This window comes from Verrucomicrobiia bacterium, assembly GCA_019634625.1.
Lineage (GTDB): Bacteria > Verrucomicrobiota > Verrucomicrobiia > Limisphaerales > CAIMTB01 > CAIMTB01.
This window is the reverse complement of record JAHCBA010000028.1, coordinates 1-20,864: the sequence shown is the minus strand read 5'-3', so window position 1 is coordinate 20,864 and position 20,864 is coordinate 1. Positions and strand designations below refer to the sequence as shown.

At 67.8% G+C, this 20,864-nt stretch carries 18 protein-coding genes; 8 read left to right on the top strand and 10 right to left on the bottom strand.

From position 1 onward, the window contains the following. The first annotated feature begins 179 nt into the window (after positions 1 to 179). A complete protein-coding gene (locus tag KF833_16065) occupies positions 180 to 764 on the top strand; it encodes an RsmD family RNA methyltransferase (protein ID MBX3746826.1) in 585 nt (194 codons plus the stop codon). Between the two features lie 313 nt (positions 765 to 1,077). After that, the gene (locus KF833_16060) at positions 1,078 to 1,893 is read left to right on the top strand and encodes an aspartyl/asparaginyl beta-hydroxylase domain-containing protein (protein ID MBX3746825.1); all 816 of its coding nucleotides are present in this window, start codon (positions 1,078 to 1,080) and stop codon (positions 1,891 to 1,893) included. Positions 1,894 to 1,974: 81 nt separating this feature from the next. On the opposite strand, the gene bioD is transcribed toward KF833_16060, so the two are convergent. The 4 genes from bioD to KF833_16040 all read right to left on the bottom strand — a co-directional run bounded on the left by bioD (position 1,975) and on the right by KF833_16040 (position 6,070). Further along, entirely contained in the window at positions 1,975 to 2,676 is a 702-nt protein-coding gene (gene bioD, locus KF833_16055; GenBank protein ID MBX3746824.1) for a dethiobiotin synthase, read from the bottom strand. 28 nt (positions 2,677 to 2,704) lie between these two features. Further along, positions 2,705 to 4,069 (bottom strand): ThuA domain-containing protein, encoded by a 1,365-nt coding sequence (locus KF833_16050; GenBank protein ID MBX3746823.1) that lies wholly within the window; start codon positions 4,067 to 4,069, stop codon positions 2,705 to 2,707. 121 nt (positions 4,070 to 4,190) lie between these two features. After that, positions 4,191 to 4,787 carry a GNAT family N-acetyltransferase gene (locus KF833_16045; GenBank protein MBX3746822.1) on the bottom strand — a complete coding sequence of 199 codons (597 nt, stop codon included), beginning with the start codon at positions 4,785 to 4,787 and terminating at the stop codon, positions 4,191 to 4,193. Then, positions 4,784 to 6,070, bottom strand: coding sequence for a PQQ-binding-like beta-propeller repeat protein (locus tag KF833_16040; GenBank protein ID MBX3746821.1), 1,287 nt, complete (start codon positions 6,068 to 6,070; stop codon positions 4,784 to 4,786). The genes KF833_16045 and KF833_16040 overlap by 4 nt, the downstream gene beginning before the upstream one ends. A 190-nt stretch (positions 6,071 to 6,260) precedes the next feature. On the opposite strand from KF833_16040, the gene KF833_16035 reads away from it, so the two are divergent. Continuing rightward, positions 6,261 to 7,505: an esterase family protein gene (locus KF833_16035; GenBank protein ID MBX3746820.1), complete on the top strand. Its 1,245-nt coding sequence runs from the start codon at positions 6,261 to 6,263 to the stop codon at positions 7,503 to 7,505. Between the two features lies 1 nt (position 7,506). Here the strand turns inward: KF833_16035 and KF833_16030 are convergent, their stop codons facing one another. From KF833_16030 to KF833_16015, 4 genes are read right to left on the bottom strand one after another with little or no spacing between them, the layout of a single operon-like run. Next, complete coding sequence (locus KF833_16030; protein MBX3746819.1) at positions 7,507 to 9,228, bottom strand: peptide ABC transporter substrate-binding protein; 1,722 nt, start codon at positions 9,226 to 9,228, stop codon at positions 7,507 to 7,509. A 46-nt stretch (positions 9,229 to 9,274) separates the two neighbouring features. Further along, positions 9,275 to 9,751, bottom strand: coding sequence for a preprotein translocase subunit SecG (secG, locus tag KF833_16025; protein ID MBX3746818.1), 477 nt, complete (start codon positions 9,749 to 9,751; stop codon positions 9,275 to 9,277). 36 nt (positions 9,752 to 9,787) lie between these two features. Continuing rightward, positions 9,788 to 10,552 (bottom strand): triose-phosphate isomerase, encoded by a 765-nt coding sequence (tpiA, locus tag KF833_16020; protein MBX3746817.1) that lies wholly within the window; start codon positions 10,550 to 10,552, stop codon positions 9,788 to 9,790. Between the two features lie 31 nt (positions 10,553 to 10,583). Further along, complete coding sequence (locus KF833_16015; GenBank protein MBX3746816.1) at positions 10,584 to 11,837, bottom strand: phosphoglycerate kinase; 1,254 nt, start codon at positions 11,835 to 11,837, stop codon at positions 10,584 to 10,586. A 184-nt stretch (positions 11,838 to 12,021) separates the two neighbouring features. Here KF833_16015 and KF833_16010 point away from each other — a divergent pair, with 184 nt between their 5' ends. Beyond that, positions 12,022 to 12,726, top strand: a complete 705-nt coding sequence (locus KF833_16010) for a YIP1 family protein (protein ID MBX3746815.1) — start codon at positions 12,022 to 12,024, stop codon at positions 12,724 to 12,726. Between the two features lie 9 nt (positions 12,727 to 12,735). Here KF833_16010 and KF833_16005 read toward each other — a convergent pair whose 3' ends face one another. After that, positions 12,736 to 14,895, bottom strand: coding sequence for a radical SAM protein (locus KF833_16005; GenBank protein MBX3746814.1), 2,160 nt, complete (start codon positions 14,893 to 14,895; stop codon positions 12,736 to 12,738). A gap of 291 nt (positions 14,896 to 15,186) precedes the next feature. Here KF833_16005 and KF833_16000 point away from each other — a divergent pair, with 291 nt between their 5' ends. From KF833_16000 to KF833_15985, 4 genes are read left to right on the top strand one after another with little or no spacing between them, the layout of a single operon-like run. Then, complete coding sequence (locus KF833_16000; protein ID MBX3746813.1) at positions 15,187 to 16,527, top strand: efflux RND transporter periplasmic adaptor subunit; 1,341 nt, start codon at positions 15,187 to 15,189, stop codon at positions 16,525 to 16,527. A gap of 2 nt (positions 16,528 to 16,529) precedes the next feature. Then, positions 16,530 to 17,237, top strand: coding sequence for an ABC transporter ATP-binding protein (locus KF833_15995; GenBank protein MBX3746812.1), 708 nt, complete (start codon positions 16,530 to 16,532; stop codon positions 17,235 to 17,237). Beyond that, entirely contained in the window at positions 17,234 to 18,463 is a 1,230-nt protein-coding gene (locus KF833_15990) for an ABC transporter permease (protein MBX3746811.1), read from the top strand. Before KF833_15995 ends, KF833_15990 begins: the two co-directional genes overlap by 4 nt. 40 nt (positions 18,464 to 18,503) lie before the next feature. Then, a complete protein-coding gene (locus KF833_15985; protein ID MBX3746810.1) occupies positions 18,504 to 19,832 on the top strand; it encodes an ABC transporter permease in 1,329 nt (442 codons plus the stop codon). Between the two features lie 30 nt (positions 19,833 to 19,862). Here KF833_15985 and KF833_15980 read toward each other — a convergent pair whose 3' ends face one another. Continuing rightward, positions 19,863 to 20,705 (bottom strand): DUF1028 domain-containing protein, encoded by an 843-nt coding sequence (locus tag KF833_15980; GenBank protein ID MBX3746809.1) that lies wholly within the window; start codon positions 20,703 to 20,705, stop codon positions 19,863 to 19,865. Positions 20,706 to 20,864 lie beyond the last annotated feature (159 nt).

Below are 20,864 nucleotides of genomic sequence, written 5' to 3'. Positions count from 1 at the left end.
GCGTTCGATCAAAAACGTGGTGGAGGGGTGGCATCGGAGGGCCGGGTTGCACGAGGCTGCAGGGAAGGGGTGCGATGGGATGAGGACTCGTGGAACTCGTCCCTCCGGAGTGGAGCGGTGGACAGGAAAGGCCGGATTGGCGCTTGGAAACCGGCACGGAGCTGTCCCCACCATGCGGGGTGCGCATCATTGGCGGGAGTGTCGGGGGCCGGTTGTTGACGGTGCCCAAGGGCTGGGCGGTGCGGCCGACGCCGGACCTGGTCCGGCAGGCGCTGTTCAACAGTCTCGGGACCATTCCGGACGGGGCCGCGGTGCTGGACCTGTTTTCGGGGACGGGCGCGTTGGGGCTGGAATGTCTGAGCCGCGGTGCGCGCGAGGTGGTGAGCGTGGAGCTTTCGGCCAAGCATGCCCGCTGCATCCGGGACAACGCCGCAAGGCTGGGGTTGCCGGCCGAACGGCACGAACTCCGCGTGCAGGATGCGCTGACGGGGTTGCGGCAGTTGGTGCAGGCCGGACGTCGATTCGATCTGATTCTTGCGGATCCGCCGTTTGGAACTCCGACCCGCGGCAAGCCTTCCGAATCCTGGTCGCAGCGGCTGGTGGACGCGGAGGAAACCGCGCAGGTGCTGGCGCCGGGTGGCATCGTGGCCCTGGGTCATGCGCGGCGGGACGAGATCCGCATTCCGCCCGGCTGGGAGGAGGCGCGGGAACTGGCGCACGGGGATTCCGTGTTTCGGATCCTGCGCCGGCGGACGACGCCATGAAGGAGGGGGAGAGCGGGGCCGGGATCGGGAGGGCGGGCGGAACGCGGCCGATCCGGAAGGGCGAATCCCGGTTTGTTGCAGGAGGCCTCGTACTTGGGATCGTGATTCGAGGACGAGGAGGAGCACCGCCCTTCGGGCTGAGTACGAGACCCCACGAGGAATGGCATGGGCGAGTTCCAGGAATCTGAGCTGTGGCCGAACCGGCACCAATGGCCTGAAACTCCGTGCATATGCACGGAGTTTCAGGCCATTTCATTGCAAATTGGGATTGGCAGGGGGGTGGGGGGGCGGCAGCTTCGGGGCCGTTCACTTCATGAAGGACGTTTCGTTTTCGGGCCCGAACATTCCTGCCAACATCCTTGATCGGACCTTCCGGCTGAAGCCGCCGAAGACGCCAGTTCGGAAGCTGCTGGCCCGCACGGGTGACGCCATCGAGGCGCGGCTGGCCAAGGCTTCGCTGGTGCCGGATGTGCCGGTGTACCGTCCCGAGCAGTTCCCCTGGATTGGCGAGGTCGAGTCGGAGTGGAAGGCTGTCCGCGCCGAGCTGGATGCGGTGATGCAGTTCCGGGACCGGATGCCCTCGTTTCAGGACATCGTGAAGGAGGTCGGGCTGATCCAGAAGGACGACCAGTGGAAGACTTTCTTCCTGACGGGCATCGGGATGGACTGCGAGGAGAACGCGCGGCGCTGCCCGGAAACGATGCGGGTGCTGCGCAGGATCCCCGGGGTGAAGACGGCGTTCTTCTCGATTCTTTCGCCCCACAAACACATTCCGCCGCACCGGGGTCCGTATGTCGGAGTGCTGCGGTTGCACCTCGGTCTGATGGTGCCGGAACCGCGGGACCAGGTGCGGATCCGGATTGCGGACCAGATCTGCCATTGGGAGGAGGGCCGGTGTCTGGTGTTCGACGACACCTATAATCACGAGGTGTGGAACGACACCGAGGGCTACAGGGTGGTGTTGTTCGTCGATTTCGCCCGGCCGATGCGGCAGCCCTACGCCTGGCTGAACGATCGGGTGCTCAACATGGCCACCCTGGCGCCCTTCATCCGGGAGGCGAAGGGCAAGCAGGCGCGGTGGGAGAAGAAGATGTACCAGGAGACTGCGGCGCCCGGAAACAAGCCCTGAGCCGTCATCGGCGGCACCATCGCCTTCGTTCTGACTGCATGGATACGGCGGGGCGGCAACGCGCGATCCGCACTCGCGCCGTCAGCGGCCCGCCAGCAGGAAATCCAACGTCCGCCGGAGCCCGGGTGTCAGGGGACGTCTGAGCAGGCCGGGCCACTGGGGCAGCCGGGGAACCTCGACGATCCGATCCACGCCGAGTCGTTCGCGGAGATAGAGCGGGTTGGTCCGGCACGACGGATCGCGCCGCGACGGAGCCATGAGAACGACCCGCCCGAGGCGGCGGGCGCCCGCCGGGAGGGCGTCCCAGGCGAGGAGGACCTCGTGCAGGACCCCGAGGCGGTTGACGGCGACCAGGACGGGTTGGGCCCGCCAGGCACCGAGAAGGTCGAGGGCGTCGAAGTCTTCGCCCAACGGCGTGCGCAATCCGCCGGCTCCCTCCATCAGGATGCAATCATGACCTGCGCCATGAATTTCCAGGTGGCGGAGCAGGTCGGCGCGGCGGACGGTCCGGCCCTCGGCACGGGCGGCGAGGAGCGGTGCCAGAGGGCGGCGGAACGACCAGGGATTGAGGATCTCGAGGGGGAGCTTGGTGTCGGACGCCCTGCGAAGAAGACGTGCATCGGCGCGGCTTCCCGAGGCGAGGGGTTTGAAGGCGGCCACGCGAAGCCCCTGTTCCACGGCCCGGCGGGCCAGCAGGGCGGTGAGGACGGTTTTGCCAACGCCGGTGCCGGTGCCGGTGATGAGGATTTGCCGGGGCGTCGTTCCCGGCACGGGGATCGCCATCGGGGGGGCGTGGGAGAGCCGACGGAGGTCAGAGCGGGCGGATGCGCATGTTCCGGAACGCGACGGCCCCGTGGTCGCCCTGGAGCATGAACGGACCGGGCTGATCGAGGTTGTTGTCGAGCTGGCCGCCGGTGGCCCGGGTCAGTTCGACGTCGTCATGGATCTTGACGCCATTGAGAACGACGGTGACGCGATTGCCCTTGAGGGTGGCCTCGACCTGCTGCCATTGGCCGGCGGGTTTGGAGACATTGCGGGCCGGGGCCTTGATGCTGTAGAGGCCGCCGTTGCCGCCGTCGGCGGGGGGATTGCCATGGTCGTCAAGGATCTGGATCTCGTACCGGCCGCGGAGGTAGAAGCCGGAATTGGAGCCCTTGGGGACCATGTACTCGTAGCGGACCACGAAGTCGCCGAAGCGTTCCTCGGAGACAAGGTCCGTGCCCTGGTTGTTGGCGGACATGCGATTGACGAGCATGCCATTCTGGGCGCTCCAGCTGAAGTGACCGTCGGCATTGCGGAGGCGCCAGCCGGCGAGATCTTCGCCATTGAAGAGGGGGCGGAATCCCTCGGCCTTTTCGGCGGCGCTTAGTTCGAGGCGAAGGGACTGCGGGGTGGCGTCGCCGGACTCGAGACCGACTGCCCAGCGGATGCCGCCCAGGATGTGTTTCTGGTAATCGCTGCTTTCCCAGACGTCCTCGCGGTGGCCGAGCGACGTGTACCAGACACGCCCATGGCCATAGGTGCGCGCCCAGCTGATCGGGTAATGGCCGGGGAGCCGGGAATTGGGATGCTGATCGAGGTCGAGCAGGGCGCGCACGGCCTTCCGGTTGTAGCCGTTCAGAATGTAGATCTCGTCGAAGACCTTGTAGGTCGGTCCGAAATGGCGGTTGGAGGGGAAGGCGGGGTCGCTGTTGACCGCCTCGACCTCGGCCTGCTCGCGGTGGTACTTGAACTCCCCGTTGATCATCTCGGTGTAGGGATGAAGGGGCTTGTGGCCGCCGAACGTGTCGGTGGCGGAATGCATGCCGATGAAGCCCTTGCCGTTCTCAATCCACTTGAGAAAGCCGGCCACGTCGGGGAGGGGCAGGTTGCCGGTGGTGTTGGCGAAAATGACGCCGTCGTAGCGTTCGAGCGCCTGCAGCGTCATCTTGCGGGCCAGGTCATCATCGGTTCGGGCATAGTCCACCGTAAAGCTGCCATCCCGCTGGGCGAGGTCGGCGAGCACCTTCTCGGCGGTGGGGATGGACGAATGGCGGAAGCCCTTGGTCACGGTCACGACGAGGATGGACTTCGGTGCGGCGACGGCACTGGCGGTCAGGCCGGCGAGCGCAACGAGCCAGACCAGACGTGAAATGCCCCTTGAAAGGGCCGTGGGGGGTGCGGTGCGACAGGTCATGGTGTGAGGCCGGAAGCGTGGAGGAAATCCGGGAGATCATCCAGCCTTGAATGCGGCGCACCATTCGCGGAGCTCGTCCCTCCGAAGGGTGAAGCGGGGGGGTGCAATCGGAGGGCCGAGTTCAGCCCTTCGCACTCGACGCGTCGCCTGCCCGGTCCATGCACCGAGGGTCTGCGCCCCCTGGCGGGGTCATGACCAAGGGCTTCTCCATGATGAAGTCGTCCATGACGAACCCGTTGCCGATGTCGAACACGGCCTCCTCGCGGATGTGAAAGCCCCGGCGCTGGTAGGCGAGGATGGCGGGGAGATTGCGGCGATTGACGGTGAGGAGGAGCCGGCGCCGGCCGTGGGCGAGGGCCCAATGCTCGACGTGCGCCATGAGCCTTCCGCCGAGACCGTGGCGCTGCCAGTCCGGGAGCACATAGAGCTGATGCAGTTTCCAGGCGTCGGGCTCCTCGGTGGCGGCGTGGGCGGCAAACGCGCAGGGAAGGCCCTCGCGCCTCAGCACTTCGAACAGGAGTTCCTCGTCCCGAACAGCACGGTCGAGGGCTTCCGGCGTGTAGCGCCGATCGAGCATGTACTCGATCTGGGCCGGAGTGATGATCCCGGGGAAATGGGCGCGCCAGGTCGTTCGAGCCAGTTCTGCGACGATTGCGAAGTCGTCCGGTCCGGCCCGACGGATCTCGACCTCATCGGTGGGTGTCCGGGAGGCGGTCATCGCCCAATGCAGTACAGGTGACGATCGGAGCGGATGAAGAGGTGGCCCTGCGACACCGCCATCGAGGCCTGGAACCGCTCGTTGTCGTCGAGGGCGTTTCGGGACACCACGACAAACTCCGGTCCGGTCCTGATCACGGTGGCGACCCCGTTTTCGGAGAGGAAGTAAAGATGGCCGTCGGCGTGCACCGGGGAGGCGGAGTGGTTGCCGCCGACCCGTTCGGAGTACAGGACATCCCCGGTGGCGGCGTCGTAGCCGTGGGCGACGCCGCCGTCGGTGATGGTGTGAAGGTGCGGATGGACGAAGATCGGCGAAGGCTGCGTCGGGGCTCCGCGACGCTGTTCCCAGGCGATGTGGGTGGACGTGACGTCGCCGCGCCCGTCCGGGCGAACGGTCCGGAGCGTGGTCCGCTCGAAGCCCGAGGCGGTGAAGACGAGGCCGTTGCCGGTGACGACACTGGGGGTCACGCCTTCGCCCTGGGAATAGACCGTCCAGAGAAGTTCGCCGGTCCTGGGGTTGAAGCCCTGGATGGCGTCGCCCGCGGGACTGATCAACTGGGGCTGACCGCCCACCGCCAGGATGGTCGGGGTCACATGGGCGATGCGCGAGCGACCGCGCCGGGCGGTCCAGACGCGCCGGCCGGTTTCGATGTCGAGGGCCACGATCTCGGCACGATCCCAGGGGATGCGCCATCCGAGTTGCTCCTCCTCGGTGTTGTTGGGCCAGTCGCCGGCCTTTTCGACACGGTTGCTGCCATCGAACGGCATGATGAGGCGTCCCGCATGGAGGATGGGCGACGCGCCCAGACCGTGACGGCTGTAGAACCGGACCTCGGCGTTCTTCCAGAGCAGGGCGCCGGTTGCCGCCTCGACGGCGACCATGGTGCCATCGCCGAAGACGGCGAAGACGCGGTCGCCGTGGGCGATGGGAGTGGGCGAGGCGTAGGAGTTCTTGGATTCCTTGCGGAGCGGAATCATTTCACTGACCACCACGTTCCAGAGCATCCGGCCTGAGAGCCGGTCGAAGGCAAGAATGCGGCATTGGGTCTGGCCCTCGGTCACCGTGGTCAGGAAGACGCGATCGCCCTGGACGATGGGCGAGGACCAGCCTTCGCCGGGGACGGGTATTTTCCATCGGATGCCCTGGTCAACGGACCACGAGATGGGGAGGTTTCGTTCCGGGGAGTGGCCCTGACCGGTGGGGCCACGAAAGGCGGGCCAGTCCCCGGCGTGGCCGGATCCGGACAGAACGAGGCCGACAAGCAGGGGCAGCAGGCGGTGCATGCGGACGCTATGTCAGAGAACGCGATCCAAGGCCAGAGCGAAGGCAATGGGGTCAAATCGGTACTTTTACAATTTAGGGCAATTGTACAATGTACGGAGTTGACCCCATTGCTTCCAGACGAGGCTGGTGTTGCGGGGGGGCGATCTTGTAGGCTCCGTCGTGGAAACCCCAAATCCTCCATCACGCCTCATGAAACCTCGCCTTCCCCTGCTGGTCCTGGCCTTGCTGCCGGGCATTGGAGCCGCTGCGGATCTTACCGGAACGTGGAGATCCGAATTCAACTCCCAGATCGGGCTCCAGCGGTACACCTATGAATTGCGGCAGGACGGGACGGCGCTGACCGGAAGGGCAACCTCGGAGGTCGATGCGCAGCGGCGCGAGTCGGAGTTGCGTGAGGGCCGGGTGGAGGGGGATACGGTCACGTTTGTGGAGCTGCTCGATTTCCAGGGCAACGCGCTGCGGATCCGGTACCGGGGCGCGCTGACGAATGGGGAATTGAGGCTGGTGCGCGAGGTGGGCGATTTCGCGCGCGAGGAGATTGTGGCCCGGCGGGCCGGGGCCGGGGAGGCGTCCCCGGGCGGTGCCGAAGGCGCCGCGCCGCGTCCCGGACCGCGTCGGGGATTTGGCGGTCCGATCGAGTTGGGGCCGGACGACAAGCCGGCCTTTCCGCCGGTTCCGGAGGGGTTTGACCGGAGCCGGGACGGCATACCGAACGGCACCCTGGAGATGGTGGAGTACGATTCCCGGACCGTTGGCAACCGCCGGAGGGCGCTGGTGTACACGCCGCCCGGGTACACGGCGGACCGGCGGTATCCGGTGCTCTATCTCCTGCATGGCATTGGCGGGGACGAGGAGGAATGGCGCCGGGGCGGCCGGCCGAATGTGATTCTGGACAATCTGCTCGCCGACGGGCAGGGGGTGCCGATGGTGGTGGTGATGCCCAACGGTCGTGCGCAACCGGACGACCGGCCGGGGCCGAACCCCATGGCGACCGCGCCCGCCTTCGCCCGTTTCGAGCGCGACCTGCTGGACGACCTGATTCCCTTCATCGAGTCGAAGTACTCCGTGCGGGCCGACCGGGAGCATCGGGCCCTTGCGGGGCTTTCGATGGGCGGCGGACAGTCCTTGAACTTCGGACTGGGCAATCCCGACACGTTTGCCTGGGTGGGCGGGTTTTCGTCGGCGCCCAACACCCGTCCGCCGGCGGAACTGGTGCCGGATCCGGCGGAGGCTCGGCGCCGGTTGAAGCTGCTGTTTCTCTCCTGTGGCAACCGGGACGGTCTGATCCGAATCAGCCAGGGGGTTCACGCGTACCTCAAGGAGCACGAGGTTCCGCATGTCTGGCATGTGGATGAGCACGCCCACGACTTCGAGCACTGGAGGAAGGCGCTTTACCACTTCTCCCGGCTGGTCTTCCGCGATGGCAACCCCTGACTCAGGGAAGTCGCCGGATGGCGTTGAGCGGGTGGACGTCGAGGGCGTTGGGGTGGATGCCGGCGAGGCGGTCGGGACGATAGAGGCTGAAGCCGACCTCGAACCATAGGGGGATCACGGGGATCCCGTCGCGGACGAGCAGGGTTTCGGCCTCGGCCATGAGGGTGGCGCGGCGGTCCGGGTCCGATTCCGCGGCGGCGGCGCGGAGGAGCTGGTCGTAGCGTTCGTGGGACCAGCCGGTGCGATTGTTGCCGCTGCCGGTCATGAAGAGGTCGAGGAACGTGTTGGGATCGTTGTAATCGCCGATCCAGCTGGAACGGCTGATGGCGTAGTCGAGGGCGCGCTGGGCGACGAGGAAGGCCTTTTTCTCCATGCGCCGCAGGGTCACCCGGACCCCGAGTTCGCGCTGCCACATGGCCTGGAGTTCGATGCCGGCGCGTTCGGTGACACGCGCCGCTCCACCGGCCGCGCTGTCGATGAGGAAGTCCACCTCGGGGAAGCCGCGTCCGTCGGGGAAGCCCGCCCCGGCGAGGGCGGCGCGGGCGGCGTCGGGATCGTAGGGCTGGCCGTCGCCGCGCCGGTAATTGGCGGTGACGGTGGGGACGAAGTGGGTGGCGGGTTCCTCGCCCATGGCGGTGATGCGCCGGGTCAGGAAGGGCTTGTCGGTGGCGAGGGCGAAGGCGCGACGGACACGGACATCATCGAACGGGGGGCGGGTGACGTTGAGGCGGAGGAAGAACGTTCCGAGGACGGGAAAGGAGTGGAAGTCGGGGCGGTCGCGGAGGGCCGGCATGAGTTCGGTGGGGACAAGGGGTTTGTCCCAGATGACATCGGCCTGGCCTTTGAGGTAGAGGTTGAGGGCGGTGTTGGGGGCGGTCACCGGCAGGAGATCGACCACTTCGCTGAAGGTGTTGAGGGCGTCCCAGTAGGCTGGATTCCGGCGGAGACGGATGCGGTCGTTGAGGCGCCAGAAGTCGAGCTGGTAGGGTCCGCTGGAGGGGAGGGGGCGGGCCGCCATGATCCAGCGGTCGCCATGACGTTCGATGGCGTGGCGGGGGACGATGGCGAGGGTCTGGAAGGCGCAGAGGTCGAGGAAGTAGGCGCACGGATGGGCGAGTCGGACCTCGACGGTCGCCGGGTCCGGGGCGCGCACGCCGACCTGGGAAAAGTCGGTGAGCCGGCCGAGATGGAAGTCCTCGGCATGCCGGACGGGGAAGAGGAGGTTGGCGTACTGGCAGGCGTTGGTCGGTTCGAGCACACGGCGCCAGGAATAGACGACGTCGTCGGCGGTGAGGCGTTGGCCGGTGGACCAGACCAGGCCTGGGCGGAGGTGGAAGGTGTAGCGGAGTCCGTCCGGGGAACGGTCCCAGCTTTGGGCGAGACCCGGTTGGGCGAGGGAGGTGACCGGGTCGGGTCGGGTGAGACCTTCGAAGAGGGGAAGGACGGCCCGGAGTTCCTCGACGCCGGTGACGAGGAGGGGGTCGAGCGAACTGGGTTCGGAGCCGTTGAGAACGGTGAGGTCGGCGGGCGGGAGGGGGCGGCAGCCCAGGAGCGCCAGGCCACAGAGGAAGGCCAGAGCCGCCCGGGCCCAGTGCGGGGTCAGCGAACGGCGGTCTTGACGGGGAAGAGGGATCCGCAGGCCGGCCAGGGCGGGCGGCGAACGACGTACTTGGGGGGATCGTCTGGCCCCGTGGCCCGTCAGGAGCGAGGCGGGGTGCCACACGGCGATGCCTCCCAATCCGTGCGGGGTGCGTCGCGGGAGAGCCCGATCACTCGGGGGGCGCGGGTGGGATGGCCTGGGTGGGAGCGGATTCCGCGGGGCCCGGGGTCAGTTGCAGGGGAAGGGTGCCTTCGGCGCCGGCGGCGGGATCGGTCGGGACAGCCCTGAGGGATTGGAGTCCGGAGGCGCCGGTGGGTTGGGTGGGCGCCGGGGTGGCCGGGGTGGCGGGCAACGAGCGGGCCTGCTCCTCGATGGCCCGGGCGACGCCCGTCTCGCCCTTGCGGGCCTCGCTGGAGATGAGAACCGAGAGCAGGAGCGAAAGGCCCAGGAAGATGCCGACGGTGTACTTGGTGATGCGGGTCAGGACATTGCCCGAGCCGGCACCAAGGAGCATCTCGCTCATGCCGGCGCCGAACGCCATGCCGACGCCAGCGTCCTTCTTGGGGAGCTGGACGAGCACCAGAAGGATCAGGAACAGGGCGATCACCATCAGTACGAAGGTGAGGAGACCGATGAAGATGGACATAGGGGGAACGGGTTGAGGAGACGGGGCGGGAACGGATCAGATCGAGTTTCGGATGATATCCGCGAAGCTGCGGTCTTCCAGGGAGGCTCCACCGACGAGGGCGCCGTCCACGTCGGGCATGCTCATGAGTTCGCGGGCGTTGGAGGCCTTGACACTGCCGCCGTACTGGATGCGGATGCGACGGGCGACGGCGTCGCCGAACAGGTCGGTGAGGACCTGACGGATGAAGGCATGGACGTCCTGGGCCTGCTGGGAGGAGGCGGTTCGGCCGGTGCCGATGGCCCAGACGGGTTCGTAGGCGAGGATGGTTTCTTCGGCGAGTTCGGGGGAGAGGCCGGCGAGGCTGCCGCGGACCTGGGTGCCGACCACCTGTTCGGTGACACCGCCCTCGCGTTCGGCGAGGGTTTCTCCGACACAGACGATGGGTTTGAGGGCGGAGGCATGGGCGGCGAGGGCCTTCCGGGCGATGAGATCGTCGGGTTCCTTCTGGTACTGGCGCCGTTCGGAATGGCCGAGGATGACGTAGCGCACGGAGAACTCCTTGAGCATGGTGGCGGCGATTTCGCCGGTGTGGGCGCCGGGTCCGTGCTCGCTCATGTTCTGGGCGCCGAGGCGGATGTTGGAGTTCAGGAGCGCCTTCGAGACGGTTTCCAGGGCGGTGAAGGGCGGGCAGACCACGATGTCCACCTCCTTGACCGTGCCGACTTCGCGCTTGATCCCGTTGATGAGATCCAGCGCCTCGGCGGCGGTCTTGTTCATTTTCCAGTTGCCGGCGATGACCAGCTTGCGGGCCTTGTCCATAGTGTGTTCTGCGGGAGAGGAGGTGGGGGGGCTACTTGTCTTCGAGCGCGGCGACACCCGGGAGGACCTTGCCCTCGAGGAACTCAAGGCTGGCCCCGCCGCCGGTGCTCATGAAGGTGACCTGATCCTGGAGACCGGCCTGGTTGATGGCCTTGACGCTGTCGCCGCCGCCGATGATGGACTTGGCGCCCCGGCGCGTGGCGTCGGCGACGGCGCGGGCCACGGCAACGGTTCCCCCGGCGAAGCGGGGATCTTCGAAGATGCCCATCGGGCCGTTCCACAGGATGGTCCGGGCGGAGGCGATCACCCCGGCATACGCCCGGGCCGTCTCGGGTCCGATGTCCACGCCTTCCTCGGCATCCGGGATGGTGTCGCCGGAATTCACCCGCGGCTGGGTCAGTTCCAGTTTGGGCCGGCCTTTCTTGTCCTTCTTGCCGGTATCCACGGGGGTGACGGCGATATTGTCCTTGGGCAGAAGGAACTGGATGCCGCGGGCCCTGGCCTTTTCGAGGGCATCGAGGGCGGTCTGGGTGCGGTCGGGTTCGACCAGGGACCGCCCCACAGTGGCACCGAGGGCGAGCTTGAAGGTGTACGACATGGCGCCGCCGATGAGGATGGCGTCGGCCTTCTCGATCAGGCGGTCGATGACAAGGATTTTGCCCGAGACCTTGGCGCCGCCGAGGATGACGACGAACGGGCGGGCGGGGTTGTCGAGTTCCTCGCCGAGGAAGCGGAGTTCCTTGGCGATGAGAAGCCCGCAGGCGCGGCGGCCACCGCGGCGGGCGACGACGTGGGCGACTCCCTCGGTCGAGGCGTGTGCGCGATGCGCGGTGCCGAAGGCGTCATTGACGTAGATGTCGGCCACCGCGGCCAGTTGCTCGGCGAAGGCGGGATCGTTCTGTTCCTCGCCGGGATGGAAGCGGACATTCTCGAGGAGGAGAACCTCGCCGTCCTTCAAGGCTGCGGCCGCCTCCGCCACGGCGGGGCCGATGGTTTGATCGACGAACCGGACGGGGCTTGCGAGCAGTTCGCCCAGACGGGCGGCCACCGGGGCAAGGGACATCGAGGGCACGACCTGGCCGTCCGGGCGGCCGAGGTGGGAAACGAGGATCACCCTGGCGCCACGGGAGGTCAGGAGGGTCAGCGTGGGAAGCGTCTCCCGGATGCGCGTGTCGTCGGTGATGACCATCCGGCCATCCCTGTCCTCGACGGGAACATTGAAATCCACGCGGACGAGAACGCGTTTGCCTTGCACTTCGATGTCTTGAACGGAGAGTTTGGCCATAGTCCTGAACGGCTCAGGGGCGACGAGCATACGGGAGGGGAGGGGTCAGTCAAAGTCATTCAAGGGAGGCCGTATGGGGTCGGGTCCATGCATTTCGGGCTGGCATTCGCCGCAAGGGGGAGGAGAAAGGGCGGGCATGGAATCCGCCGAATCGACGGGCCCGATGTCACTGGGTTCGCGCCTGATGAATGTCTTTGCCGCGCCCGGCGAGTTGTTTGCGGCGGTGGCCGCGGCGCCGTTCTCGGTGGCCAACTGGCTGGTGCCCGCGGCCCTGGTGGCGGCCATTGGCCTGTTCGCCAATCTGGTTGTGTTCAGTCAGCCGGCCCTGGTGCAGCAGATCGTGGCGATGCAGGACCGGGAGATCGATCGTGCGGTCGAGCGGGGCCGGATCCGGGCGGAGGATGCGCCGCGGGTGCGTGAGGCCGCGCAAGGTTTGGGAATGGCGGTGGCCAAGGTGGCCGGCGGAGTGGGGGCGGCGGTGGCGGCGGTGCTGACACCGCTGTGGTGGGGTTTCCTCGGCTGGCTGGTCGGGCGCTGGGTGTTCCGGGCGCCGGTGAGGTACCTGCGAACCGTGGAGGTGGCCGGGTTGGCCAGTCTGGTGGCGGGGCTGGGGACGCTGGTGGGGTTGTTTCTGGCGGTCGGCCTGGGCCGGCTCATGGCCGGGCCGCACCTGGGATTGCTGGTGCCGGATTTCGACATCGGCAACCGCCTGCACCTCACCCTGGGGGCCATCAACCTGTTCACCCTGTGGCAGCTCGCGCTGGTGGCGTTCGGGGTCTCCCGGCTCATCCAGCGGGCTTTTCTGCCGGTGGCGCTGGTGCTGGCCGGATTGTGGGCGGGCTACAAGGGCGTGGCGGTGATCCTGGGCTGGGTGCAGTTCGCGTTGTGACCGGCGGGTTCACGCCGGTGCATCATCCGCCACTGGAAAGCCGGAGGGCCTCCGCTGCCGGGTGAAGGCACGGCGACGATCGTCCGTTTCCCGTCGCGAGTAGAGTTCCTTCATCAGCCAGCGGAGGCCCGACTCCAGTTCCGTGACCGTCATTCGTGCCGGCCGGTAGACGACATCAAACAAGGTGCAGCGGTCCCAGAAGCGCGGAGCCAGGAGCCGCCCCGTGCGACGCAGGCGGTCATGGAGGGGCGTGCCGGGGAACGGCGTCAGGACAGTGACCTGAACTTCGGCCAGGCCGGAGGACCGGACGAACTGGAGAATCCTCGGAAAGACATCCGGGGTGTGCGAATCCAGTCCGAGGATGAAGCAACCGTTGACGCTGACTCCGCGGGATTGCAGGGCATCGATGGCCCGCAGCGCCGCCGGGGCCCGTCTCCGTTTCCAATCCGTGGGATCCATGCCGGCAAGGGCCTCGCCGTCGGGACTTTCCAATCCAATGAGCAGTTGCCGGCACCCTGAGGCGGCGAGGAGATCGCACAGGTCCGGATCTTCGGCCACCGACAGGTCGGTTTCTGTAAACCAGTGGAGGTTCTCTTCGACCATGGCCCGAAGGAACGTCCGGGACCAGTCCGGATTCAGGAAGGTGTTGTCGTCCGCCAGTTCGAGGAACGGGATCGGGACATGGCGGCGGGCCTCGCGGATTTCTTGAAGGACGCGAGGCACGGGTTTCTGCTGATAGCCCCGGGTGATGCGGAGGCTGGCGGCGCAGAATTCACAATGACGCGGGCAACCCCGGGACGTCTGGACGGTGAGGCGGTTGTACGGGCGGCCGGCGAGGAGGTCGAAGCGAGGCAGGGCCGTCGAAGGCGTGTCGAACAGGCGGGTGACGGCCCCATCGTAGCGTCTCCGAAGCCTTCCGCGGGCGGCGTCGTTCACCAGGGCGGCCCAGGCCTCGAGCCACTCGCGGTTCTGCTGACGCCATGCAGCCAGCCAGGAGAGCCGTCCGACGCCCCGGGTGACGAGCCGGTGGAGATCCTCGGGCTTCTGCCAGTACCCGTGGTGCGGTTGGATGGGGGTAAAGGTGGCCGGGGCGGGATCGCCGGCAGTCCCAGCCGCGCGCCTGCGGATGGGCCGTGTGCTGTCCACGAGATCGTCGAGGCGGCGAATCAGGTGTTCCTGAATCCAGCGGGGTTCGTCTTCCCGCGCCTCCGCGAGGAGCCCCGCCTGGTGCTGGAAGGTCGCATGTTCGTACGGCTTGGGCGGCAGCGGTCGGGCCGGGGCGAAGTCGCCGGGTCGATGGTTGCGAAGGAAGGCGAGGGCATCCGCGTACCGTTCCGTACGAACCCGTTCCTCCACCTGGGCACTGCGGCGGGCGGAGGGTTGAACCAGGACGGCTGCGGCCAACCAGAATGCCGTCGCGCCGGCGAGGAAGGTGCCGGGAAGCCGGTCGGCCATGGGCGCGGGGAGACGTTCGGTGCGTGTCGGGCGGGGGAGCACGAAAGCCGTCACCAGGGAGATTCCGGCGGTGATCATGGCGACCAACGTGGCCACACTGACCGCTTCGAGAATGACGGTTTCCGCTGGAGAGTGGCGCAGACCTCCCATTCCGCGGGCGATGGCCGGCCCCATGCCCAGGGGGACCAGCACGGCCACTGCTTCAATCGAGACGGGCACCAGCACCCAGACGAGCGCAGTCCAGTATCGAACTCCGGAAACGACCTGGATGACCCGGGCGAACAAGAGCACGCGCCACAGGGATACGAGCGACAGCAGGGTGACGTTTGCCCGCGCGGCGCCCACCGGATCGAGGAATCGTTCCACGGGAATGGCGTACAACCACGCCACCGGCGCGGTAAGCCAGAACAGCCCCATGAAGGTCGGCCAGTCCCTCCAGACGGACGTCGCTCGCGTGTCGGAGGTCCAGCCCCTGCGGATCCAGCCGGCGTAGGTGACGAGGAAGATCCAGGTCCCGGAAACCAGGGAGAACAGAAGCGGTCCGAAGATCCATAGAAACGGATGCTCGCCGATCCAGCTCTGATCGTAGTTCCGGGCAATCGAGGTCAGGAGAACCAGAAGCAGTCCGGTGGGGATCGTCGCGCGACTTGACGCCACCGCGCGGATCGCGTCCGCATGCCCGATCAGATAGCGGAGGCAGGGGAGCGAATGCATGAGCAGGAAGGATTCGGTGGCCGGGGATTCACGGATCCCGGGCGCCGTCCCTGGGACGACTAAGACCGTTCGGGGCTCGAAATGTCAAAATATCGATTTGACCCCATTTCCGTATCGCGGTTCCCACACGCGCCCCGCTCACTCCTCGTCGTGTCCGAAACGCTGCGGCGCCATCGCTTTCCACCTTACTGAATGGATACGGCTTAGCCGCGCCCTGCTCCCGCGCTCCGGCAGGATGCGGCAGGCCGATCTTTTCTCCCGGGGCGATGGCTGGTAAGCAGGGATCCGCCTATGACCCAGCCACGGCGCGGGCGTGCCCGCAAACTTCTGATTCTGTCCGCGATGGCCCTGGGTCTGGCGGCCTTGGGCGGTTGGGCGTGGTGGAGCCGGCGGGAACCGCCGCAGGAGGTGCAGACCGAACCGGTCACGAGGCGTTCGCTGACGGAGCGCGTGGTGGCCAACGGGCGGATCCAGGCGGTGACGCGGGTGGTGATCAATCCGGAGGTCAGCGGCGAGATTGTCGAGTTGCCGGTGCGCGAAGGGCAGCGGGTGGCCCCGGGTGACCTGCTGGTGCGGATTCGTCCGGACCCGTACCTCGCGGGCCGGCATTCGGCGGAGGCCACGCACCGGTCGGCCCTGGCCCATATCGAACTCGCGCGCGCGGAGCTGGCGAAAGCCCGGATCGAGTTCGAACGGATCGAGTCGCTGCGCCGGGGGGGGCTGGTGTCGGACTCGGATCACGTGGCGGCCCAGACGATGATGCAGGTGGCTCAGGCGCGGTACGAGACGGCGACGCACCAGGCGGATCAGGCGCGGGCGGCGCTGGCGCGGGCGGAGGAGGATCTGGCCAAGACGACCATCGTGGCGCCCATCGGCGGGACGGTGACCAGCCTGCGGTCGGAACGCGGCGAACGGGTGGTGGGGACGGCGATGATGGCGGGGACGGAGATCATGACGCTGGCGGATCTGAGTGAGATGGAGGCGCGGGTCGATGTGGGGGAAATCGATGTGGTGCTGATCCGCCTGGGCCAGCGGGCGGTGCTGGAGGCCGATGCCTTTCGGGACCGGCGGTTCACCGGCGTGGTCACCGAGATTGCCAACGCCGCCAGGACCTCGGCCGCCGGCACCGCCCAGGAGGCGACCCGGTTTGAAGTCCGGATCCGGATTGCCGAGAAGGAGGCGTTCCGGCCGGGGATGACGGTCACCGCGGAGATCGAGACGCGGTACCGGACGAACGTCCTGGCGGTTCCGCTCCAGAGCGTGACCACGCGATTGCCCAAGGGGAGCGGGGACGGGGAACGTCGCGAGGCCGGTCCGGGACGGGCACAGACGGCTGAAGATGACCTGGCGGCGGAACGGGACGGCGTCGCCGTGCGAAGGCGGCCGGACGACACGGCCCGAGCCGTCGAGGGGGTCTTCGTGGTGCGGGAGGGAAGGGTCGAATGGCACCCGGTGAAGCGGGGGATTGCCGACGACGAACACACCGAAATTGAGGAGGGGTTGGAGGAGGGATGGGACGTGGTGTCGGGCGGGTACCGTGCCATCCACCGCGAACTGGAGGACGGCAAGGCGGTGCGGGTGAACAATCGTCCGACCGCGGTCGGGCGGGGCTCCGAAGCGAGGGCGCCGTGAGCCTGATCCGCGTGGTCGGCCTGGCGAGGCGGTACGCGATGGGCGCCGAGACGGTGCATGCCCTGCGCGCGCTGACGCTGGACATCGAGGCGGGCGAGTATGTGGCCATCATGGGGCCGTCCGGTTCCGGCAAGTCCACCCTGATGAATCTCCTCGGCTGCCTCGATTCCCCGAGCGAGGGGCGGTACGAATTGAACGGGGTGGACGTGGCCGACCTGGACGACAACGCGCTCGCCGAGATCCGCAACCGGGAGATCGGGTTCGTCTTCCAGAGTTTCCACCTGCTGCCCCGGGCGGACGCGCTGCGGAATGTCGAACTGCCGCTGATCTATGCCGGGTTGCCGGTGGGGGAGCGGCGCGAACGGGCACGCGAGGCCCTGTGCCGCGTGCGCCTCGAGGACCGGATGCAGCATCGTCCGAATGAACTCTCCGGCGGGCAGCGGCAACGGGTGGCCATCGCCCGGGCTCTGGTGAACCGTCCGTCGTTGCTGCTGGCCGACGAGCCGACCGGCAATCTGGATTCCCGGACCGGCGAGGAGATCCTCGCACTGTTCGAAGACCTGTCGGACCAGGGCCACACCATCCTGGTGGTGACCCACGAGGAGGAGGTGGCCCGCAAGGCGCGGCGGATCCTGCGGTTGCGGGATGGCACCCTGGCGAGTGACGAGCGGGTCCGGGGCGCCCCCGCGGTGGAGGCGACGAAGCCATGAAGTCGCGCGAGGAGTGGATGGAAGCCGTTCGGATGGCCGGGTCCGCCCTGGGCGCCAACACGCTGCGGTCGGGGCTCACGACATTGGGGATTGTGGTGGGGATCGTCACCGTGACGCTGATGGCGACGGCGATCGATGGGTTGAACCGGGCGTTTCACCGGAGCTTTTCCTTCATCGGGGCGGACGTGCTGTTCATCCAGCGGCACGCCTGGCTGAGCAGCCAGGAGGACTGGCGACAGAGCCGCAACCGGCGCGAGATCACCCTCGAGCAGGCGCGGATCGTGGCCCGGCGCGCGACGCTGGCGCGGGCGGTGTCGGTGGAGGTGCAGGGCATCGCCCCGGTGCGGGCGGGACGGCGCAGCGCGCGCGATGTGTGGGTGGTCGGGAACACCGAGGACAGCGCGCTGGTGCGGGGCCTGACGTTGAGCGAGGGCCGGTGGCTGGATGCTCCCGACGTTCAGGGCGGGGGACGCCCGGTGTGCGTGGTCGGGGCGGACCTCGCGGCGCAGTTGTTTCCCCGCGAATCGGCCGTTGGAAAGCGGTTGCAGGTGGGCTCGGCGCACTACCGGGTCATCGGGGTCCTGGACCGCATGGGACAGTTCTTCACCGGGTTCAATTTCGATCATCAGGTGGTGATCCCCATCACGCGGTTCACCTCGGACCTCACGCGCTGGCCGGACGTCAGCATCATGGTGAAGGTCCGGGACGCCGCGGAGATCGAGGAGGCCCGGGAGGAGTTGCGCGGGATCATGCGGCAATTGCGGCGGGTGCCGCCGGGGATGCCGGACGACTTCGCGATCAACCGGCAGGACCTGTTGATCGAGCAGTTCAACCGGGTGGGTGGGACCCTGGCGGCCCTGGGCTTGTTCATCACCGGGCTGGCGCTGTTCGTGGGCGGCATCGGGGTGATGAACATCCTGTTCGTCTCCGTGGCTGAGCGCACGCCCGAGATCGGGTTGCGCAAGGCGATCGGGGCCAAGCGGCGGGCCATTCTCGCCCAGTTCCTGGCGGAGGCGGGACTGCTGGCGTTGGGGGCCGGGGCCATCGGCCTGCTGATGGCCTGGCCGCTGTCGCTCCTCGTCAACCGCGTCCTGCCCGCCACGCTGTCCCCGACCGTCGCCCTGCTTGCCCTGGCCACCGCGCTGGTCACCGGCCTGGTGGCGGGCCTCGTCCCTGCCTGGCGTGCGTCGCGACTGCATCCGGTCGAGGCGCTGAGGGCGGAATAATGCCGGGTACGCCGCTCCCATGGATCGCGATGGCATGCGGATGAGCGAGGGAGGATCGGGGCCGGTGCCCGGATTGGGCGATCGGCGTGCGCCGTCGGTGGCGCATCGCCGGGGAGGTGGGCTGGCGCTGGTTTGGGCCGAGGCGCGGGAAGGCGTGGCCATGGCCCTCGGGGCCATCGCGGCGCACAAGCTGCGTTCGGGCCTGACCCTTCTCGGGGTGCTGGTTGGCGTGTTTTCGATCGTGGTGGTGATGACCGCGCTGCGGGTCTTGCAGGGCACCTTTGAGACCCAGCTCAGCGCGTTGGGCGCGCACAGCTTTTCGATCCAGCGCCTGCCCCCGGTGCGGGTGGAGACCGTGCCGGGCGGCGATGAACGGTACGCCCGGCGCGAGCCGCTGCGGTATTCGTTGGCGGTGGCGTTCGAGCGCCGGGCCACCCTGGCGCGGCACGTCGGAGTCAGCGTCGGGATGGGTTCAGGGATCGTGACGGGACCCGAACGGGCGACGGACAGGACCATCCCCTGGGTGGGGGTCAGCCCGGGGGCGTTCGAGACCCGCAACTGGGTGGTCGAGGCCGGCCGGCCGATTGTGGCGGACGACGTGGAGTACGCGCGGCGCGTCTGCGTGCTGGGGGCCAGCGTGGCGGACAGGCTTTTTCCGTTCGGGGACGCCGTGGGGCAGCGGGTGCGGGCTGGCGGGATTGCCTACCGCGTCGTGGGCGTCACCGAGCCGAGAGGTCAACTCTTCGGCCAGGACCAGGATGCCCAACTGCTGGTGCCCGTCACGACCGCGCTTCAACGGACGCGTCCCGACGCCCCGGTGGACATCCAGGTGCAGGCATGGTCGGCGGGGTCCTACGAAGACACCCTCGAACAGGCGCGCGGCATTCTCCGGGTCCTGCGCAAGGTGCCACCGGGGGAGGACGACGACTTCGAGATCGTTTCCAACGACTCGATCGTCCGGCAGTTTCGCGCGTTGACCCTGGCGGTGCGGACCGGGGCCGGCTTGATCAGTTCGATCGCGCTGCTGGCGGCGGGGATCGGGATCATGAACATCATGCTGGTGAGCGTCACCGAGAGGACCCGGGAAATTGGATTGCGGCGGGCGATCGGTGCGAAGCGGCGCCACATCCTCCTGCAGTTCCTGCTCGAGGCGATTGTCCTCTGCCAGATCGGAGGCGCTGCCGGGCTCGGACTGGGAATTCTCGCGGGCAATGGTGCGGCGCTCTTCCTTGAACTCCCGCCGGCGATTCCCTGGGACTGGGCCGGACTGAGCGTGATGATCTGTTCCTTCGTGGGACTCGCCTTCGGAACCTACCCGGCATGGAAGGCCGCCCATCTAGACCCGATCGAATCCCTGCGGTACGAGTGACTTCGGGGGAAGGCCCGGTGTTGACCGTGGCTACTCGGCGGGGGGCGCCGGGTCCGGGAGGGGTTGGGGGACGCGAACAGGGCGTTGCGCGTGCGTGGCCCGGTAGAACAGCTTGTGAACTTCGAGCAGACGCCCGAGTTCCTCGATCGGTCGGGGATGATCCTCGACCCGCAGGTCGATGAACCGGTCGTTCTGACCCCAGACCCCTCCCCGATCCCGCACCACGAGCATCGCCGCGGACTGCTGGCCCCGACGGTCGCCCCCGGCGGCCTGTGCGGCATCGAGCGCGGCGAGAATCCAGTCGGCGAGTTGGGACCCGTCGCGGGATCGAGCCGTCTGGTACGCGTGGGCCATGGCGTCCACCACGTTCGCATCCACCAGCAGATTGCCCTGGACCGCGAAGTGATCTCCTTCGCGATGGCCCGCCCACGCCTGGCACCCGTCGCCCGTATGGACAGCCACCCTGCCCCTGGCATCCACGACAGCCAGTTGCCGCCGGGCACGTCCGTCATCGCCGGCGGTCAGGCGATCGACGGTCTCCCGGGCCGAGGCCCCTCCCCGCAGCAGGGCGAGGCCTTCGGGCCCGTACGCCACGTTGGCATAGGACTGCGTGGCGATGGCGCCGACGCCTGCCTGAGCCCAGGGAACCACGCTGCCCACTCCGAAGAACTTGCTCTGCACCCCGACACCCAGATCGCCGGTCGCCGGGTCGAAGGCGACGATGGAATAGGTGGCCACCGGGGATGCCGACGCCTGCTCCGCTGGACCTGGCAGGGTGGCGGAGGCCGCCTCCGGAACCAACGCAGTCAGCAAAACGAATGGGATGATGATCCACGCGCGGTGGATTGGAAGGGGCAGGTCGAGGCGGAACATGGTGGGAACCCGAGCGTCAGGCGGGGGCCCCAGCGCGTCAATGGCGCGTCCCAGACCGTCCGTGGTGGAATGGAGCGAACAATCGTGCATATGCACGGAGTTTGCGTTGATTAGTGGAGGGGGTTGGGAAGTGGGGTCGATCGGGGGAGGGGGAAGGGG

Bases quoted from the DNA above. Each gene is read 5' to 3' on its own strand.
- KF833_16060 (MBX3746825.1), top strand. From the start codon at position 1,078: ATGAAGGACGTTTCGTTTTCGGGCCCGAACATTCCTGCCAACATCCTT.
- bioD (MBX3746824.1), bottom strand. From the start codon at position 2,676: ATGGCGATCCCCGTGCCGGGAACGACGCCCCGGCAAATCCTCATCACC.
- KF833_16050 (MBX3746823.1), bottom strand. From the start codon at position 4,069: ATGACCTGTCGCACCGCACCCCCCACGGCCCTTTCAAGGGGCATTTCA.
- KF833_16045 (MBX3746822.1), bottom strand. From the start codon at position 4,787: ATGACCGCCTCCCGGACACCCACCGATGAGGTCGAGATCCGTCGGGCC.
- KF833_16040 (MBX3746821.1), bottom strand. From the start codon at position 6,070: ATGCACCGCCTGCTGCCCCTGCTTGTCGGCCTCGTTCTGTCCGGATCC.
- KF833_16035 (MBX3746820.1), top strand. From the start codon at position 6,261: ATGAAACCTCGCCTTCCCCTGCTGGTCCTGGCCTTGCTGCCGGGCATT.
- secG (MBX3746818.1), bottom strand. From the start codon at position 9,751: ATGTCCATCTTCATCGGTCTCCTCACCTTCGTACTGATGGTGATCGCC.
- tpiA (MBX3746817.1), bottom strand. From the start codon at position 10,552: ATGGACAAGGCCCGCAAGCTGGTCATCGCCGGCAACTGGAAAATGAAC.
- KF833_16015 (MBX3746816.1), bottom strand. From the start codon at position 11,837: ATGGCCAAACTCTCCGTTCAAGACATCGAAGTGCAAGGCAAACGCGTT.
- KF833_16010 (MBX3746815.1), top strand. From the start codon at position 12,022: ATGAATGTCTTTGCCGCGCCCGGCGAGTTGTTTGCGGCGGTGGCCGCG.
- KF833_16005 (MBX3746814.1), bottom strand. From the start codon at position 14,895: ATGCATTCGCTCCCCTGCCTCCGCTATCTGATCGGGCATGCGGACGCG.
- KF833_16000 (MBX3746813.1), top strand. From the start codon at position 15,187: ATGACCCAGCCACGGCGCGGGCGTGCCCGCAAACTTCTGATTCTGTCC.
- KF833_15990 (MBX3746811.1), top strand. From the start codon at position 17,234: ATGAAGTCGCGCGAGGAGTGGATGGAAGCCGTTCGGATGGCCGGGTCC.
- KF833_15985 (MBX3746810.1), top strand. From the start codon at position 18,504: ATGAGCGAGGGAGGATCGGGGCCGGTGCCCGGATTGGGCGATCGGCGT.
- KF833_15980 (MBX3746809.1), bottom strand. From the start codon at position 20,705: ATGTTCCGCCTCGACCTGCCCCTTCCAATCCACCGCGCGTGGATCATC.